Source organism: Variovorax sp. 05T418, from assembly GCF_056396385.1.
In genome coordinates, this window is sequence record NZ_JBFTLJ010000008.1 from 1 (window position 1) to 17,565 (window position 17,565).

14 protein-coding genes are annotated in these 17,565 nt (G+C 67.7%); 9 read left to right on the forward strand and 5 right to left on the reverse strand.

Going from position 1 to position 17,565, the window contains the following annotated elements; translation table 11 throughout:
- Positions 1 to 2,208: NADP-dependent malic enzyme (locus AC1DMS_RS17115; RefSeq protein ID WP_478181480.1), on the reverse strand; the 2,208-nt coding region annotated here is incomplete at its 3' end.
- Between the two features lie 165 nt (positions 2,209 to 2,373).
- Here AC1DMS_RS17115 and AC1DMS_RS17120 point away from each other — a divergent pair.
- The 7 genes from AC1DMS_RS17120 to AC1DMS_RS17150 all read left to right on the forward strand — a co-directional run bounded on the left by AC1DMS_RS17120 (position 2,374) and on the right by AC1DMS_RS17150 (position 11,130).
- Entirely contained in the window at positions 2,374 to 3,423 is a 1,050-nt protein-coding gene (locus tag AC1DMS_RS17120) for an SPFH domain-containing protein (protein ID WP_015868008.1), read from the forward strand.
- Between the two features lie 9 nt (positions 3,424 to 3,432).
- Positions 3,433 to 4,914, forward strand: coding sequence for a DUF4178 domain-containing protein (locus AC1DMS_RS17125; protein ID WP_478181481.1), 1,482 nt, complete (start codon positions 3,433 to 3,435; stop codon positions 4,912 to 4,914).
- Positions 4,915 to 4,976: 62 nt separating this feature from the next.
- Entirely contained in the window at positions 4,977 to 5,195 is a 219-nt protein-coding gene (locus tag AC1DMS_RS17130; RefSeq protein ID WP_015868006.1) for a DUF350 domain-containing protein, read from the forward strand.
- 14 nt (positions 5,196 to 5,209) lie between these two features.
- Positions 5,210 to 6,754: a polyamine aminopropyltransferase gene (locus AC1DMS_RS17135; RefSeq protein ID WP_478181482.1), complete on the forward strand. Its 1,545-nt coding sequence runs from the start codon at positions 5,210 to 5,212 to the stop codon at positions 6,752 to 6,754.
- A 274-nt stretch (positions 6,755 to 7,028) separates the two neighbouring features.
- Entirely contained in the window at positions 7,029 to 8,660 is a 1,632-nt protein-coding gene (locus tag AC1DMS_RS17140; protein WP_478181483.1) for an FAD-dependent oxidoreductase, read from the forward strand.
- An 87-nt stretch (positions 8,661 to 8,747) separates the two neighbouring features.
- Positions 8,748 to 10,106, forward strand: coding sequence for an esterase-like activity of phytase family protein (locus tag AC1DMS_RS17145; RefSeq protein ID WP_478181484.1), 1,359 nt, complete (start codon positions 8,748 to 8,750; stop codon positions 10,104 to 10,106).
- Positions 10,107 to 10,155: 49 nt separating this feature from the next.
- The gene (locus AC1DMS_RS17150) at positions 10,156 to 11,130 is read left to right on the forward strand and encodes a LysR family transcriptional regulator (protein ID WP_478181485.1); all 975 of its coding nucleotides are present in this window, start codon (positions 10,156 to 10,158) and stop codon (positions 11,128 to 11,130) included.
- Here AC1DMS_RS17150 and AC1DMS_RS17155 read toward each other — a convergent pair.
- The 3 genes from AC1DMS_RS17155 to speD are packed head-to-tail and all read right to left on the reverse strand — an operon-like array spanning position 11,072 to position 13,580.
- Entirely contained in the window at positions 11,072 to 12,466 is a 1,395-nt protein-coding gene (locus AC1DMS_RS17155) for an aminopeptidase P N-terminal domain-containing protein (RefSeq protein ID WP_478181486.1), read from the reverse strand. The genes AC1DMS_RS17150 and AC1DMS_RS17155 overlap by 59 nt on opposite strands.
- Positions 12,463 to 13,173, reverse strand: coding sequence for a nucleotidyltransferase family protein (locus AC1DMS_RS17160; RefSeq protein WP_478181594.1), 711 nt, complete (start codon positions 13,171 to 13,173; stop codon positions 12,463 to 12,465). Before AC1DMS_RS17160 ends, AC1DMS_RS17155 begins: the two co-directional genes overlap by 4 nt.
- Positions 13,174 to 13,199: 26 nt before the next feature.
- The gene (gene speD / locus AC1DMS_RS17165; RefSeq protein WP_015867999.1) at positions 13,200 to 13,580 is read right to left on the reverse strand and encodes an adenosylmethionine decarboxylase; all 381 of its coding nucleotides are present in this window, start codon (positions 13,578 to 13,580) and stop codon (positions 13,200 to 13,202) included.
- 136 nt (positions 13,581 to 13,716) lie between these two features.
- Between speD and AC1DMS_RS17170 the strand changes: the two genes are divergently transcribed.
- Complete coding sequence (locus AC1DMS_RS17170) at positions 13,717 to 15,822, forward strand: transketolase family protein (protein ID WP_478181487.1); 2,106 nt, start codon at positions 13,717 to 13,719, stop codon at positions 15,820 to 15,822.
- Positions 15,823 to 15,885: 63 nt separating this feature from the next.
- Positions 15,886 to 16,887: a type I glyceraldehyde-3-phosphate dehydrogenase gene (gene gap / locus AC1DMS_RS17175; RefSeq protein WP_015867997.1), complete on the forward strand. Its 1,002-nt coding sequence runs from the start codon at positions 15,886 to 15,888 to the stop codon at positions 16,885 to 16,887.
- Between the two features lie 70 nt (positions 16,888 to 16,957).
- Here the strand turns inward: gap and AC1DMS_RS17180 are convergent, their stop codons facing one another.
- Positions 16,958 to 17,557 (reverse strand): hypothetical protein, encoded by a 600-nt coding sequence (locus tag AC1DMS_RS17180; protein ID WP_015867996.1) that lies wholly within the window; start codon positions 17,555 to 17,557, stop codon positions 16,958 to 16,960.
- Between the last annotated feature and the right edge of the window lie 8 nt (positions 17,558 to 17,565).

Below are 17,565 nucleotides of genomic sequence, written 5' to 3' on the forward strand. Positions count from 1 at the left end.
GGCCGCGGTCTTGAGCAGGTTGTAGGAAATATTGGCCGCGTCGATGTTCGGGAAAACCAGCAGGTTGGCGTCGCCCGCCAGCGCGCTGTGCGGCATGACGATCGCGCGCTGCTTGCTGTCGAGCGCCACGTCGCCGTGCATTTCGCCGTCCACCTCGAGCCAGGGCGCCTGCACGCGCAAGAGGTCGAGCGTCTTGCGCATCTTGACCGCGCTGGGCTCGTTGCTGGTGCCGAAGTTCGAATGCGACAGCAGCGCGGCCTTGGGCTTGAGGCCGAAGCGCATCATTTCCTCGGCCGCCATGGTCGTGATCTCGGCCAGTTCCTCGGGCGAGGGGTCGTAGTTGACGTGGGTGTCGACCAGGAACACCTGGCGGTCAGGCAAGAGCAGGCCGTTCATGCAGGCGTACACCGGCACGTCCTGCGGCGTGCTTTCGCAGCCGCCGGGGCGCTTGCCGATCACCTGGTCGATGTAGTGCAGGTGGATCAGCGTGGTGCCCCAGGTGCCGCAGATCATGCCGTCGACCTCGTCCTTGTGCAGCAGCATGGCGCCGATCAACGTCAGGCGGCGGCGCATCTCGATCTTGGCGGTCTGCACCGTCTGGCCCTTGCGCTCGGTCATGCGGTGGTAGGTCTGCCAGAAGTCGCGGTAGCGGTGGTCCTGCTCGACGTTGACCACGTCGTAGTCCAGCTCTTCCTTCAGCCGCAGGCCGAACTTCTCGATGCGCTGCGCGATGATGGCCGGGCGGCCGATCAGCGTGGGGCGCGCAATGCCCTCATCGACCACGATCTGGGCGGCGCGCAGCACGCGCTCTTCCTCGCCTTCGCAGTAGGCCACGCGCTTCTTCTGCGCCCGCTTGGCGGCGTCGAAGATCGGCTTCATCGTGGTGCCCGAGGCGTAGACGAAGCTCTGCAGGCGGTCGCGGTACGCGTCCATGTCCTTGATCGGGCGCGAAGCCACGCCGCTTTCCTCGGCGGCCTTGGCCACCGCGGGCGCGATCTTCATCATGAGGCGCGGATCGAAGGGCTTCGGAATCAGGTATTCAGGCCCGAAAGTCAGCTTTTCGCCGACGTAGGCGGCCGCGACGCGCTCGCTCTGCTCGGCCTGGGCGAGATCGGCAATGGCACGCACCGCGGCAATTTCCATCTCGTCGGTGATCGTGGTGGCGCCCGAATCGAGCGCGCCGCGGAAGATGTATGGGAAGCACAGGACGTTGTTGACCTGGTTCGGGTAGTCGGTGCGGCCGGTGGCCATGATCACGTCGGGGCGCACCGCATGGGCGTCCTCGGGAGCGATTTCCGGGTTCGGGTTGGCCAGCGCGAATATCACGGGCTTGGGCGCCATCTTGGCCACCATGGCGGGCTTGAGCACGCCGCCGGCCGACAGGCCCAGGAACACGTCGGCGCCCTCGATCACCTCGGCCAGCGTGCGCGCCGTGGTTTTCTGCATGTACTGGCGCTTGTCGTCGTCCATGAGCTCTTCGCGGCCTTCGTAGACCACGCCGGCCAGGTCGGTCACGAACACGTTCTCGCGCCGGAGGCCCACCTTGAGCAGCAGGTTCAGGCAGGCCAGCGCCGCGGCGCCCGCGCCCGAGGTGACCAGCTTGACCTCGCTGATGTCCTTGCCCGCCACCTTGAGGCCGTTGAGCATGGCCGCCGCCACGGTGATGGCCGTGCCGTGCTGGTCGTCGTGGAAGACGGGGATCTTCATGCGCTTGCGCAACTCGCGCTCGACGTAGAAGCAGTCGGGGGCCTTGATGTCCTCCAGGTTGATGGCGCCGAAGGTGGGCTCCAGCGCGGCGATCACCTCGACCAGCCTGGCCGGGTCCTTCTCGTCGATCTCGATGTCGAACACGTCGACGCCGGCGAACTTCTTGAACAGCACGCCCTTGCCTTCCATCACCGGCTTGGAAGCCAGCGGGCCGATGTCGCCCAGGCCCAGCACGGCGGTGCCGTTGGTGATCACCGCCACCAGGTTGCCGCGCGCCGTGTACTTGAAGGCGTTGGCCGGGTCCTTGACGATCTCTTCGCAAGGCGCGGCCACGCCGGGCGAATAGGCCAGCGACAGGTCGCGCTGGTTGATCATCTGCTTGGTGGCGGCAATGGCAATCTTGCCCGGCACCGGAAGCTCGTGGTACTCGAGGGCGGCGCGCCGCAGTTCGGCGCGCTTGTCTTCGGGCGTGGGGGTCGATGAGATCGTCGAATCGGACATGGGCCGTTGCTCCTGGTGGCGCTTCTTCTGGGGGCGCCGATTGTAGACCTCGGCCCGCGGCGCCATAGGCCGCATGGCGGAGATCGGCCCTGCCGAAAGCGCGCAGACCCGTCAAGACGATGTGGCAATATGCGCAATCCGGAAAAAAACCGACGAGGAGCAGCCATGGCCCTGATGGATTTCATCAAGAAACAGTTCATCGACATCATCCAGTGGACCGAGACCGGCGACGGCACGCTGGCCTGGCGCTTCCCGATGGCGGAGATGGAAATCCAGAACGGCGCCTCGCTCACCGTGCGCGAGTCGCAGGTGGCGGTGTTCGTCAACGAAGGCCAGGTGGCCGACGTGTTCGGCCCGGGCATGTACAAGCTCACGACGCAGACGCTGCCCGTGCTCACGTACCTGAAGAACTGGGACAAGCTGTTCGAGTCCCCGTTCAAGAGCGACGTCTACTTCTTCAGCACGCGCCAGCAGGTCGACCAGAAGTGGGGCACGCCGCAGCCCATCACCATCCGCGACAAGGACTTCGGCGCCGTGCGCCTGCGCGCCTTCGGCAACTACAGCTTCCGCATCGGCGATGCCAAGCTGTTCCACACCGAGATCTCGGGCACGCGCGACATCTACGGCGTGGCCGACCTCGACGGCCAGCTGCGCGGGCTGGTGCTGCAGAACATCAGCAACGCCATCGCGTCCAGCGGCGTGCCGTTCCTCGACCTTGCCGCCAACCAGATCCAGTTCGCCCAGGCGCTGGCGGCCCAGCTGGTGCCCGAGTTCGAGAAGATCGGCATCAAGCTCGAGAACATCACGGTCCAGAACGTCTCGCTGCCCGAAGAACTGCAGAAGATCCTCGACCAGAAGATCGGCATGGGCATGGTCGGCAACGACATGGGCAAGTTCATGCAGTACCAGACCGCGCAGGCCATTCCCAAGTTCGCCGAAGGCGCGGGCGGCGGCAGCGGCATCGCGGGCGATGCCATGGGCCTGGGCGCCGGCGTGGCGCTCGGCCAGGTGCTGGCGCAGAACCTCGCGCAGGGGCTGAGCCCGGGCGCGGCGGCACAGGCGGCCGCAACCCAGCAGCAGCCGGCCGTGGCCGTGGTGAGCCCGGCCGACGTGATGACCACGCTCGAGAAGCTCGGCGAGCTCAAGACCAAGGGCATCCTCACGCAGGAAGAGTTCGACGCCAAGAAGGCGGAACTGCTCAAGAAGCTGGTCTAAGCACCGGCAATGGCTGAGCAAGCAGGCGCCCAGCGCGCCTACCGTGCGCCCTGCCCTGGCTGCGGCGCACCGGTCGAATTCAGGTCCGCGCAATCGGCCTTCGCCGTTTGCCCCTACTGCCAGAGCACCGTCGTGCGCCAGGGCGAGACGCTCGCGCGCGTCGGCAAGATGGCGGAGCTGTTCGACGACTTCAGCCCGCTGCAGCTGTTTGCCGCGGGCCGCATCCAGAACCAGCCGTTCACCATCGTCGGCCGGCTGCAATACAGCAACCCCGGCGGGCGCTGGACCGAGTGGATCGCCGCGCTGGACGGCGACCGCACCGGCATCCTGAGCGAGGACAACGGCGCCTACGTGTTCGCGCTGCCCTTCGAGCTGCAGCGCGCCGCGCCGCCGCCCACGGACCTGCGCGTGGGCGCCACCAGCGCATTCAACGGCCAGAGCTACACCGTCTCGTCCAACGAGCAGGTGGCGCTGCTGTCCGCCCAGGGCGAACTGCCGCATCTGCCCGAGCTGGGCCGCCCCTTCCCGATGGTCGAGCTGCGCAGCGACAAGGGGCTGGTGCTCAGCATCGACTACGGCACCGAGCCGCCGGGCGCCTACCTGGGCCGCTCGGTGCAGCTGGAGGACCTGCAGCTCACCGGCCTGCGCGACGAATCCGCCAAGGACGAAAAAGGCCGCGCCTTCAATTGCCCGAATTGCGGCGCGCCCGTCACCGTCAACCTGGCCGACAGCAAGAGCATCACCTGCGGCTCGTGCAACAGCATCATCGACCTGTCGCAGGGTATCGGCGGCGAGCTGAAGCACGCGGCGCAGGACGAGCCCGTGCGCCCGCTCATTCCCATCGGCAGCACCGGCCAGCTGCAGGGCGCGCAATGGCAGGTGGTGGGCTTCCAGCACCGCATGGGCGTGGAGCCCGGCGACGACGAGCACTTTGGCTGGAACGAATACCTGCTCTACAACAAGAAGCGCGGCTTCAGCTTCCTGGTCGATGCCGAGGACGGCTGGAGCATGGTCAAGCCGACCACCGGCGCGCCGGTGATGGCCGAGAACGGCAGCAGCGCCAGCTACCTGGGCAAGCGCTACACGCAGCAATACGCCTACAACGCCGAGACCACCTACGTGGCGGGCGAGTTCTACTGGCAGGTCGAGCGTGGGCAGAAAACCTTCAACCGCGATTTCGCGAGTGGCAACGCGCTGCTGTCGATGGAGCGCTCGGCCAACGAGCTGACCTGGTCCTCGGGCAGCAAGCTCGACAGCGGCCTGGTGTCCGCCGCATTCAAGCTCGACGACAAGAAGGACATGTTCGCGCGCGGCGATGCGCTGCCGGTCAGCGCCGCATCGGGCCTGGGCTGCGGCACCATCATCCTCATCGTGATCGTGATCGTCGTGCTGCTGGTCATCCTGAGCACCTGCAGCGGTGGCTCGTCCGGCGGGTCGCGCAGCTACGGCGGCTCCTACGGCGGCTACTCGAGCGGCGGCGGCCACAAATGAACAAGCGCAACATGGCTTCGCGCTGATGTCACCCACTACTGCAACTACGACTGGAGGTCCCCATGGGATTTGAATGGCTGAAACCGGGCGTGGTCCTCGGATCGCTCGTGTATGCGCTGCTTGGCGTGCTGATCTTCTGGCTCTGCTTCCTCATCATCGACAAGCTCACGCCCTACGACCTGTGGGGCGAGATCGTCGAGAAGCAGAACGTGGCGCTGGGCCTGGTGGTGGCCGCCATGAGCCTGGGCATCTGCGTCATCGTCGCCGCAGCAATCCATTGAGCGGGGAGGCGGCCGTGTCCGCGCATTCCGCCGATGCGCGCGGGCCGCAGCCGGTCGAGATCGCGCTGCTGGCCAGCGTGTTCGTGGTCGCGGCCTGCGGGCTGGTCTACGAGCTGACCGCGGCCGCGCTGAGCTCCTACCTGCTCGGCGACTCGGTGCTGCAGTTCAGCACCATCATCGGCACCTACCTGTTCGCGATGGGCGTGGGCTCATGGCTCTCGCGCTTCTTCGAGCGCCAGCTGCCGGCGCACTTCCTGCGCATCGAACTGCTCGTGGCGCTGGTCGGCGGCGCCCTGCCGGCCGTTCTCTTCCTTGCGAACGCCTACGTGCCGGGCGCGTTCCGCCTGCTGCTCTACGGGCTCGTGGTGGTGGTCGGCACGCTCGTGGGGCTCGAGATCCCGCTGGTGATGCGCATCCTCAAGCGCAACATCCAGCTCAAGAACCTGGTGTCGCAGGTGCTCACCTTCGACTACCTCGGCGCGCTGGCGGTGTCGGTGGCCTTTCCGCTCATCCTGGTGCCGCAGCTGGGCATGATCCGCACCGGCCTGCTGTTCGGCATCATGAATGCCGCCGTGGCCGTGTGGGCACTGTGGCTGTTCCGCCATGAGCTGCGCCGCATCGGCGCGCATGCGCTGGCCTGCCTGCTGGCGCTGGCCGCGCTGGTCGGCGCCTTTGCCGGGGCCGGCCACATCACCACGCTGGCCGAGGACAAGTTCTACCAGGACCGCATCGTGTTCAGCGCCACCTCGCCCTACCAGCGCATCGTGGTCACGCGCGGGCAGCTCGGGCACCGGCTGTTCCTGAACGGCAACCTGCAGTTCGCCGAGCGCGACGAGTACCGCTACCACGAGGCGCTCGTCCATCCGGTGATGGCTGCGCAGGGCGCGCCGAAGAAGGTCGCGGTGCTCGGCGGCGGCGACGGCATGGCGGTGCGCGAGATCCTGAAATATCCCTCGGTCGAATCGGTCACGCTGGTGGAGCTCGATCCGAACATGACCCAGCTCTTCACCGCGCATGAAACGCTGGCGGCGCTCAACGGCCATTCGCTGTCTTCGCCGAAGGTGAAGATCGTCAATACCGATGCGTTCCAGTGGCTGCAGCAGCCTGGGGATATTTTTGATGTGATCGTGGTGGACTTTCCCGACCCCACCAACTTCGCGATCGGCAAGCTCTACACCAACAGCTTCTATGCGCTGCTCGAGAAGCGCCTCTCGGCGAGCGGCTACGCGGTGATCCAGACCACTTCGCCGCTGGTCGCGCGCAAGAGCTACTGGACCGTGGCGGCAACCATCGAATCGGTCGGCCTGCAGGCGACGCCCTACCACGCGCATGTGCCGAGCTTCGGCGAATGGGGCTACATCATCGCGAGCCGGCGGCCGTACCGCGTGCCCGATGCGCTGCCTTCGGGCCTGCGTTTTCTCTCGCCTTCCACCTTGCCGCTGATGTTCGACTTTCCGCTCGACATGGCGCGCGTGCCGGCCGAAGTGAACCGGCTGTCGAACCAGACCCTTGTCACCACCTACGAGCAGGAGTGGGGCAAGGTGATCACGACGCACTAGGGCCTGTTAACGCTATGCAAGGGGTCGCGAAGCTCGCCACAGCCCGCCCATCAAGGCGCGTGACGCCGTGCGTGCGTGCGCACGCACAAGGAGCGCAACGCCGAGGGGCGGGCTGTGGCGAGCTTCCCTGCGGGTTGCTTCGCCAAGGGGCCGTCTGCGGCGTTGCCCGCGCTTGCAAGGCCAAAGCCTTGCTGCGCCCGGGCGCCTTGCAGCCAGCCCCTTGGCGAAGCAACGCGATCCCCTTCCATAGCGTCAACAGGCCCTAGGTCCGGACATGCAGCGGCGCGATTTCCTCAGTGTGGCCGGTGCGGCGGGTGCCCTTGCGCTCTCCGGCTGCGAGGCCCCGCCGCCGCCCATCGAAGGCGGCTTCACCGGCATCGACGTGGCGCGCGGCCATGCGCTGCGCGATGGCGCGCTCAAGGGCCCGTCTCCGGCAACCGTCAAGCGCACGCGCGTGGTGATCGCCGGTGGCGGTGTCGCAGGCCTCGCCGCCGCGCGCGCACTGCGGCTCGCGGGCGTCGAGGACTTCGTGCTGCTCGAGCTCGAGGATGCGGCAGGCGGCAATGCGCGCGGCGGCATGGTGAGCGGCATTGCCTGTCCGCTCGGCGCGCACTACCTGCCGACGCCCGGCGACGATGCGCGCGAAGTGCAGGACCTGCTCGAGGAACTCGGCCTGCGCCGGCGCGTGGCGGGCCGCTGGGAATACGACGAGCGCCACCTCTGCCACAGCCCGCAGGAGCGGCTGTTCTTCCGCGGCGAATGGCAGGAAGGCCTGCTGCCCGTGCACGGCGTGGGCAACGAAACGCATGCGCAGTACCGCAAGTTCGCGCAGCGCATCGACACGCTGCAGCACGCGGCGCACTTCGTCATTCCCACGCTCAAGGCCGACGTCACGCCCGAGCTGCTGGCGCTCGATGCCGTGAGCTTCGCGCACTGGCTCGACAGCGAGGGCTTCGGCGATGCGCAGCTGCGCTGGTACCTCGACTACTGCTGCCGCGACGACTACGGCGCGGGCATCGAAGAAGTCTCGGCCTGGGCCGGCATCCACTACTTCGCGAGCCGGCACGGCTTTCACGCGCCGGGCTCGTCGGGCAGCAGCGCCGATTCGAACGCCGAGCGCGACGGCGTGCTGACCTGGCCGGAGGGCAACGGCTGGCTCACGAAGCGGCTGGCCGGGCCGCTCGGCGATCGCCTGCACACCGGCCAGGCCGTCACGCGCATTGCCGAGCTGCGCGGCGGCGTCGAGGTCGACGCATGGGACGCCGCGTCGAAATCATTGGTGCGCTGGCAGGCCGAGCGCTGCATCGTCGCGCTGCCGGTGTTCATCGCGGCGCGCGTGGTCGAGAACGCGCCGCAGGTGTTGAAGAACGCCGCCGCGCAGCTGCGCTATGCCCCCTGGCTCGTGGCCAACGTGCACCTGCGCGGGCCGCTCGCCGACCGCCCCGGCGCCGCGCCGAGCTGGGACAACGTGATCCACGGCACGCGCGGCCTCGGCTATGTCGATGCGCGCCATCAGACGCTCGACCCCACGCCGCGCGGCACCGTGCTGAGCTGGTACCGCCCGCTCGGCCCGAGCCGCCATGACGGCGCCGACGGCCGCCGCCTGCTGCTCGAGCGGCCCTGGACCGGCTGGCGCGACGACCTGCTCGCCGAACTCTCGGTGCCGCATCCCGACCTGCCTGCGCTCGCGACGCGCATCGAGATCACGCGCTACGGCCACGCCATGTCGATCCCGCGGCCGGGGCTGCTCGCGCAGATCGGCGGGCAGCGCATGCCGCCGGACGCGGCGCACCGTGGCCGCGTCCTCGCGGGGCGGCTTTCGTTCGCGCATGCCGACTGGTCGGGCTACTCGATCTTCGAGGAGGCGTTCACGCGCGGGCACGTCGCGGGCGCGGCGCTGGGCTGAAGCCGCAGGGGCCTGCCGGCCATGTCATGGCCGCGTCACGCGTGGCCGGCATGGTCTCGCGTTTCGACACGGAACCTCTCTTTCCCAATGACGCGTCCTGCCTCTTTCATTTCTTCTTTCATCGCGCTGGCCGCCGCGCTCGCCTGCGGCCATGCCGCTGCACAGACCGCCTTCCCCGCCACGCTCGCGGGCCACGCCGTGCTGCCCGCGCAAAGCTTCGTCGCTGCGCCCAAGGATGCGCCCGCCGACCTGCAGGTGAGCGGCAAGTTCACCTCGGGCAAGCGCGTGGAGGCGGTGGGCACCATCGAAGGCCTCTCCGGCGGGCGCGGCACCGGCGTCTCGCTGCCCTTCAAGGGCCAGCCGCTGCAGGGCCACTCGGGCATCAAGAAGATGGACGACGGCACGTTCTGGATCCTCACTGACAACGGCGCCGGCGCCAAGGCCAACTCGCCCGACTTCATGCTCTACCTGAACCACTACAAGGTGGACTTCAAGAGCGGCAGGTTCAACCGCCTGAACACCATCTTCCTTCACGACCCGGACAAGAAGGTGCCGTTCCGCATCGTCCATGAAGGCACGAAGCAGCGCTACCTGACCGGCTCCGACTTCGATCCCGAGAGCTTCCAGTTTGCCGGCGGCGCACTGTGGATCGGCGAGGAGTTCGGCCCCTTCCTGATCAAGGCCGACTTGAAGGGCAAGGTGCTCGCGGTGTTCGACACCGAGGTCGACGGCAAGGCCGTGCGCTCGCCCGACCATCCGGCGCTCACCACGCCGGGCGCCCCGGGCGGTACGGTCGATTTCCAGATCAAGCGCTCCAAGGGCTTCGAAGGCATGGCGGCTTCGAAGGACGGCAGCAGGCTCTACGCGCTGCTCGAAGGCCCGGTGTGGAACGCCGAGGCCAAGGACTACGAACGTGTCGACGGCAAGGAAGCGCTGCGCGTGCTGGAGTTCGATGTGGCGTCTGAAAAATGGACCGGCCGCCACTGGAAGTACCCGCTCGAAGCCAACGGCCACGCCATCGGCGACTTCAACATGATCGACGCGACCACGGCGCTGGTCATCGAGCGCGACAACGGCGAAGGCACCAGCGACAAGGCCTGCCCCGAGGGCCAGAAGCGCAGCGACTGCTTCCACGACATCGCCAGGTTCAAGCGCGTCTACAAGATCGAGCTGAGCGACGCCAACGTGGGCGGCGCGGTGCGCAAGATCGGCTACATCGACCTGCTGAACATCGCCGACCCGGCCAGGCTCGCGCGCAAGCCGCTGAATGACGGCGTGCTCAAGTTCCCGTTCTTCACGATCGAGAACGTCGACGTGGTCGATGCCACGCACATCGTGGTGGGCAACGACAACAACCTGCCGTTCTCCAGCAGCCGCGAGCCCAACAAGGCGGACGACAACGAGCTGGTGCTGCTCGAAGCCGGCGCGCTGCTGCAGGCCAGGTAGGCGGCGCCGGCGCGAGCCGCCGGCGGAAGCGCGTCCTCATAATCCGCGCATGTCCCCCGAACTGCTCCCCGCGATCGCCGCCTTCGCACGCATTGCGCACCACGCCAGCTTCACGCGGGCTGCGCAAGAGCTGGGCGTATCGCCCTCGGCCCTGTCGCAGACCGTGCGCACGCTCGAGGCCCGGCTGGGCGTGCGCCTGCTCGACCGCACCACGCGGCGCGTCGGCGTGACCGAGCTGGGCCAGCAATTGCTCAAGGGCGCGCAGCCGGCGCTGGCCGCGCTCGCGCAGGCGGTCGAAGGCCTCGACGAGGCGCGCGACAAGCCGGCCGGGCTGCTGCGCCTGAACGTCGCGCGCGTGTCGGCCGAATTGCTGCTGAACCCACACTTCGCGGACTTTGCCGAGGCCTATCCCGACATCACGCTGGAGCTGGTCTGCGACAACCGCATGATCGAACTGGTCGAAGGCGGCTTCGATGCCGGCATCCGGCTCGGCGAAAGCCTGGCGCAGGACGTGGTGGCCCTGCCGGTGGGTGGGCCGCAGCGCATGGTGACCCTGGCGTCGCCGCGCTACCTGGCGGGGCGCAAGCCGCCGAAGACGCCCGAGGACCTGCGCGAGCACCAGTGCCTGAACTACCGCCTGACCACGGGCAGCCTCTATCGCTGGGAATACGCGCAGGACGGCCGCGTGCTCGATGTCGAAGTGGCCGGGCCGCTGATCAGCAACGACGGCGATGTGCTGCTGGCCGCCGCGCGCGACGGCGCGGGCATCATGGTGGCCTTCGAAGGCATGGTGCGCGGCGACCTGGAAAGCGGACGCCTGGTGCCGCTGCTCGAGCCCTGGTGGCCCACCTTTCCGGGCTTCTACCTGTACCACCCGAGCCGCGCGCAGATGCCGCGCAAGCTCAGGGTGTTCATCGACTTCCTGCAGGCGCGGCATGCGCCGCCGCCGGTGTCGCAGCGCGCCGTCAAGCTCGCATCAGTGCCTCGATCTCGTCCGCCTTCACCGGCACGCCGCGCGAAATGAGCTCGCAGCCGGTGGCCGTGACGATCGCGTCGTCCTCGATGCGGATGCCGATGTTGTGGAACTGCTCGGGCACGCCCTCGGCGGGGCGCACATAGATGCCGGGCTCCAGCGTCAGCACCATGCCGGGATGCAGGATGCGGCTCGGCCGGTTCTTGATGACTTCGTTGGACAGCGGGTCCTTGCGCTCGCTGACCTCGCCCACCTGCGTGGGCTCCACGTAGCTGCCGCAGTCGTGCACGTCCATGCCGAGCCAGTGGCCGGTGCGGTGCATGTAGAACTGGAAGTAGGCGCGCGAGTCGATCACGTCGTCGACGCTGCCCACCTTGTTGGCATCGAGCAGACCCAGGTCGAGCATGCCCTGCGCCAGCACCTTGACGGCCGCATCGTGCGGATCGTTGAAGCGGTTGCCGGCCCTGGTGGCCGCGGCCGAGGCGTCCTGGCTGGCCAGCACCAGGTCGTACAGCGCGCGCTGCGGGCCGCTGAACTTGCCGTTGGCGGGGAAGGTGCGGGTGATGTCGCTGGCGTAGCCGTCGAGCTCGCAGCCCGCGTCGATCAGCACCAGCTCGCCGCTGCGCACCGGCGCTGCGTCGGCGCGGTAGTGCAGCACGCAGGCATTGGCGCCCGCCGCCACGATGGAGCCGTAGGCCGGGTACTGCGAGCCGCCCAGGCGGAACTCGTGCAGCAGCTCGGCGTCGAGGTGGTACTCGCGCACGTCCTTGCCTTCACGCAGCATGCGCGCCGACAGCTGCATCGCGCGGATGTGCGCCCGGGCGCTGATCTGCGCGGCGCGCCGCATGGTGTCCTGCTCGTGGGCGTCCTTCACCAGGCGCATTTCGTCGAGCGGGCCGCACAGGTCGTGCAGTTCCTCGGGGCACAGCGCGCCGTAGCGCACGCGCGCGCGCACCGATTGCAGCCAGCCGTCGACGCGGGTTTCCAGGCCCTTGTGGATCGCGAACGGAAACCACACGGTCGACTTGTTCTCGAGCAGCTTCGGCAGCCGGGCGTCGAGCTCGCCGACCGAGAAGGCCTCGTCCACGCCAAGCGCCGCGGGGGCCGCGTCGGGGCCCAGGCGATAGCCGTCCCAGATCTCGCGCTCCAGGTCCTTGGGCGCGCAGAACAGCATGCTGCGGCCGTCGCCCGCGAGCACCAGCCAGGCGTTGGGTTCGGTGAAGCCGCTCAGGTAGTAGAAGTAGCTGTCGTGCCGGAACAGGAAGTCGCTGTCGCGGTTGCGCTGGCGCTCGGGCGCGGTCGGGACGATGGCGATGCCGTCCTTGCCCAGTTGCGAGGCGAGGCGCGCGCGGCGCTCGGCGTAGATCCGGTTGTCTTCTGAGGTCATCTTGGCGTGTTCAGTTGAAGAAGCCGTTCGGGCGTTCCCACATCGGTCCAGGGACCGGCATAGAGCTCGGCGCTCACGCGTTCATTGTCCATCGCGGCGCGCAGGATCGGGGCCAGCGGGGCTTTGGCGCCCGCCGGGTTGCCGGCCGGAATGCCGCAGTAAGGCGGCGCGAAGAGTGCGGCCCGGTACAGGCCGATGGTCGAGAAGGTGTATTTCTCGGCTGCCTGGTTCAGTGCGAGCCCGTCGGCCGAAAGACCGAAGTCGCCCTTGAGGTTGTGCGCCGGGTTCGGCACCAGCCACAGGTGCGCCAGCTTGCCGCTGGCCGCGAAGCGGTCCACCGAGGCCTGCGTGAAGGCGAAATCCGGCGCGAACACGTCGCCGGCCGCCACCCAGAAAATCTCGCCCAGTTGCGGCAGGGCGCGCACGATGCCGCCGGCCGTCTCGAGCGCTTCGCCGAAGTCATGGCCTTCGTCGGAGTATGAAATCGATAGCGCAGGGTGCCCATCCAGCAAGGCATTGAGGCCGAAGCGACTGGAGATCTTCTCGCCGAGCCAGGCGGTGTTGACCACCAGCTCGGTGAAGCCGCCGGCGGCCAGTGCCTCCATCGGCCACTGCATCAGCGGCTTGCCGCGCACTTCGAGCAGCGGCTTGGGCAGGCTGTCGGTCAGCGGCCGCATGCGCTCGCCGCGGCCGGCGGCCAGGATCATCGCCCGCACCGCAGAAGAAGAAGGCTTCAAGCCGCCACCTTGCCGCGCAACAGCTCGTTGCGTTCGCTGTGGCCGGGCTTGAACAGAGAGACCAGGCATTCCATCAGCGCATGCGCCTTGGCCGAATGGTCGCCGCCGAAGTTGCACACGTAGACGTCGAGCGTGGCGCCGCGCTGTTCGGGCCAGGTGTGGATGCACAGGTGCGATTCGGCCAGCAGCACGGTGGCCGTGACGCCGCCCGGCCCTTGCGGCGTGGCCGGAAAGCCGTGGACCAGCTTGCCCACCGGCTGCAGCCCGGCGGCCGTTGCCGCCTTGAGGCAGACGGCGCCGAGCGCCTCCTTGTCGGTGAGCCATTGCATGGCGCATTGGCAGTCGTGGAGATCGGCGGTGAGGTGCAGCCCGTGCATGGGTGGCAACTCTAGCAGCCCGGGTGTCGCCAAAGAGCATCAGTGGGGTGTTCTGGCCGCTGCGGGAGGGGGTTGGAGCGAGGCCGGTAAAATCGCGGGTTCCCCCTAATCCACATTCCCCGAAAGCCCACCGCCCATGGCAAACCAAGCCCTGATGGCCAACGCGATTCGCGCGCTGGCCATGGATGCCGTCCAACAAGCAAACTCCGGCCATCCGGGCGCACCGATGGGCATGGCCGACATGGCCGTCGCACTCTGGGGCGAACACCTGCGCTACAACCCCGCGAACCCGCACTGGTTCGACCGCGACCGCTTCGTGCTGTCGAACGGCCACGCCTCGATGCTGCTGTATTCGGTGCTGCACCTCACGGGCTACGACCTGCCCATCGGCGAGCTCAAGAACTTCCGCCAGCTGCACAGCAAGACCGCGGGCCACCCCGAGGTCGACGTGACCCCCGGCGTGGAAACCACCACCGGCCCGCTGGGCCAGGGCATCACCAATGCCGTGGGCTTTGCGCTGGCCGAGAAGCTGCTCGCGGCCGAGTTCAACCGCAAGGACCACGCGATCGTCGACCACCACACCTACGCCTTCCTGGGCGACGGCTGCATGATGGAAGGCATCAGCCATGAAGCCTGCGCGCTGGCCGGCGCCTGGCACCTGAACAAGCTGATCGCGCTGTATGACGACAACGGCATCAGCATCGACGGCCAGGTGAAGCCCTGGTTCATCGACAACACCGAAGAGCGCTTCAAGGCCTACGGCTGGAACGTGATCGGCCCGATCGACGGCAACGACGCCAAGGACGTGTCCAAGGCCATCGCCAAGGCCAGGAAGGAAGATTCGAAGCCCACCCTCATCATCTGCAAGACGCAGATCGGCAAGGGCAGCCCGAACCGCGCCAACACCGCCAAGGCCCATGGCGAGCCGCTGGGCGCCGACGAAATCGCGCTCACCCGCGCCGCGCTGAACTGGCCGTACGCGGCCTTCGAAGTGCCGCAGGAGGCGTATGCCGACTGGAACCACAAGGAAGAAGGCGCCAAGGCCGAAGCCGCCTGGAACGACCGCTTCGACGCCTACGCCAAGGCCTACCCCGGCCTGGCCGCCGAGTTCACCCGCCGCATGAAGGGCGAGCTGCCGAAGAACTTCCACCAGGTGGCGTTCGACACCGTGGTCGCCGCCCACACCAAGGGCGAAACCGTGGCCAGCCGCAAGGCCAGCCAGCTCGCGCTCGAGGCCTTCACCGCCGCGCTGCCCGAAATGCTCGGCGGCAGCGCCGACCTCACGGGCTCGAACCTCACCAACACCAAGAGCACCGCCGCGCTGCGCTTCGACGCCAAGACCGGCGCCGTGGTGCTGAATGCGCCAATCGCGACGCAGTCCCCGCAAGGCGCCGAAGACGAAGCCTCGCAGGGCGCAGCCGTCGAGCCGCCGCACGGCGAGATCGGCCGCCACATCAACTACGGCGTGCGCGAGTTCGGCATGGCGGCCATCATGAACGGCATTGCGCTGCATGGCGGCTTCATTCCCTACGGCGGCACCTTCCTGACCTTCAGCGACTACAGCCGCAACGCCATCCGCATGGCCGCGCTCATGAAGCGCCGCGTGGTGCACGTGTTCACGCACGACTCCATCGGCCTGGGCGAAGACGGCCCCACGCACCAGTCGATCGAGCATGCCGCCTCGCTGCGCCTGATTCCCAACCTCGACGTCTGGCGCCCGGGCGACACCGCCGAAACCGCCGTGGCCTGGGCCGTGGCGCTGCAGAACCAGTCGCGCCCCACGGCGCTGCTCTTGAGCCGCCAGAACATCGCCTATGCGCCCAAGGGCGACCTCGGCGACATCAGCCGCGGCGCCTACGTGCTGTCGGAGCCCGAAGCCGTCGGCCTCAAGAGCAAGAAGACCGCCGCGGTCATCATCGCGACCGGCTCCGAAGTGCAGCTCGCGCTGGCCGCGCAGAAGCTGCTGGCCGAAAAGAAGATTGCCGTGCGCGTGGTGTCGATGCCCTCGACCACCACCTTCGACCGCCAGGACGTGGCCTACAAGAAGGCCGTGCTGCCCAAGAAGCTGCCGCGCATCGCGGTGGAAATGGGCTGCACCGGCGGCTGGTGGAAGTACGGCTGCGCGGCCGTCGTGGGCATCGACAGCTACGGCGAGTCGGCACCGGCACCGGCGCTGTTCAAGCACTTCGGCTTCACGGCCGAGAACGTTGCCGCCACGGTCGAAGCCGCCCTGCGCGGCTGAGCCCGGCGAGGCGTTTTTCCTTTCTGTCCGACCACAAGTTTTTCAACCTTAGGAGCAAATCAGATGGCTATCAAACTCGGTATCAATGGCTTCGGTCGCATCGGTCGCAACGTGCTGCGCGCAGCGGTGCAGAACTTCAAGAACGACATCGAGATCGTCGCCATCAACGACCTGCTCGAGCCCGACTACCTGGCCTACATGCTCCAGTACGACTCGGTGCATGGCCGCTTCAAGGGCGAAGTCACGGTGGAAGGCAACACGCTGATCGTCAACGGCAAGAAGATCCGCCTCACGCAGGAGCGCGATCCCGCGCAGCTGAAGTGGAACGAAGTCGGCGCCGACATCGTGCTCGAATCCACCGGCCTCTTCCTCACCAAGGAAACCTGCCAGAAGCACCTCGACGCGGGCGCCAAGAAGGTGATCATGTCGGCGCCGTCGAAGGACGACACTCCCATGTTCGTCTACGGCGTGAACGACAAGAAGTACGCCGGCGAAGCCATCGTCAGCAACGCCAGCTGCACCACCAACTGCCTGGCGCCACTGGCCAAGGTGCTGAACGACAAGTGGGGCATCAAGCGCGGCCTGATGACCACCGTGCACGCCGCCACCGCCACGCAGAAGACCGTCGACGGCCCGAGCAACAAGGACTGGCGCGGCGGCCGCGGCATCCTGGAAAACATCATTCCGTCGAGCACCGGCGCTGCCAAGGCCGTGGGCGTGGTGATTCCCGAGCTCAACAAGAAGCTCACGGGCATGAGCTTCCGCGTGCCGACCTCCGACGTGTCGGTGGTCGACCTCACGGTGGAGCTCGAGAAGGAAGCCACCTACAAGGAAATCTGCGCCGAGATGAAGTCGCAGAGCGAAGGCGCGCTCAAGGGCGTGCTGGGCTACACCGAGGACAAGGTGGTGGCCACCGACTTCCGCGGCGACCCGCGCACCTCGATCTTCGACGCCGAAGCCGGCATTGCGCTGGACGGCACCTTCGTGAAGCTCGTGAGCTGGTACGACAACGAATGGGGCTACTCGAACAAGTGCCTGGAGATGGTGAAGGTCGTGGCGAAGTAAAAAGCTTCGCGGCTCCGACAACAAGAACGCGCCCGAGGGCGCGTTTTTTCATGGGCGAGCACCGGGCGTTTCAGCGCAGCTTCTCGTTCCTGCGGATCTCGCTGCTGAGCTGCGACGTCAGCCGCGTGGCGGCGCGGCGGGCGGCGAGCCCGTAGTCGCCATTGAACTCGCCGAACTCCGCCGTGCCGTTGCCGACCGCGCGCACCCGCGTGAGCTCGGCGCCGGCGGCATCGCTCACCACGCAGCTCACCTCGGCGGTGAACGAGGTGGGCGGCCAGGTGATCCACGAGGACGAGCTCGAATCGGTCCTGATCTGCGGCGTGAACACCAGCGACACGCCCGCCGCCTCGTTGGCCTTGGCATCGCCGGCGGTGCGCAGCACGACCACGTCGCGGTAGACCGCGCGCAGCGCATCGCGGATCGACTTCTCGAGGTCGCGGTACGGGTAGTAGCTCACGCGGTCGCCGCTGCCGCCGGCGGTGGTCACCTGCTGGTCGCGCTGGGCGTCGGTCATCACGTAGGCCACCTTCTTGGGAAGGAGGCGCGCCTGCGACCGCGGCGGCGCGGTTTCCGTGATCATCGTGATCGGATGGGCGCAGGCGGCCAGCAAGGCCGCCAGGACCGCAGCGGCAAACAGGCGAGCGGCCGAAGAAGAAAAAAGAAAAGGCATGGTGCGGC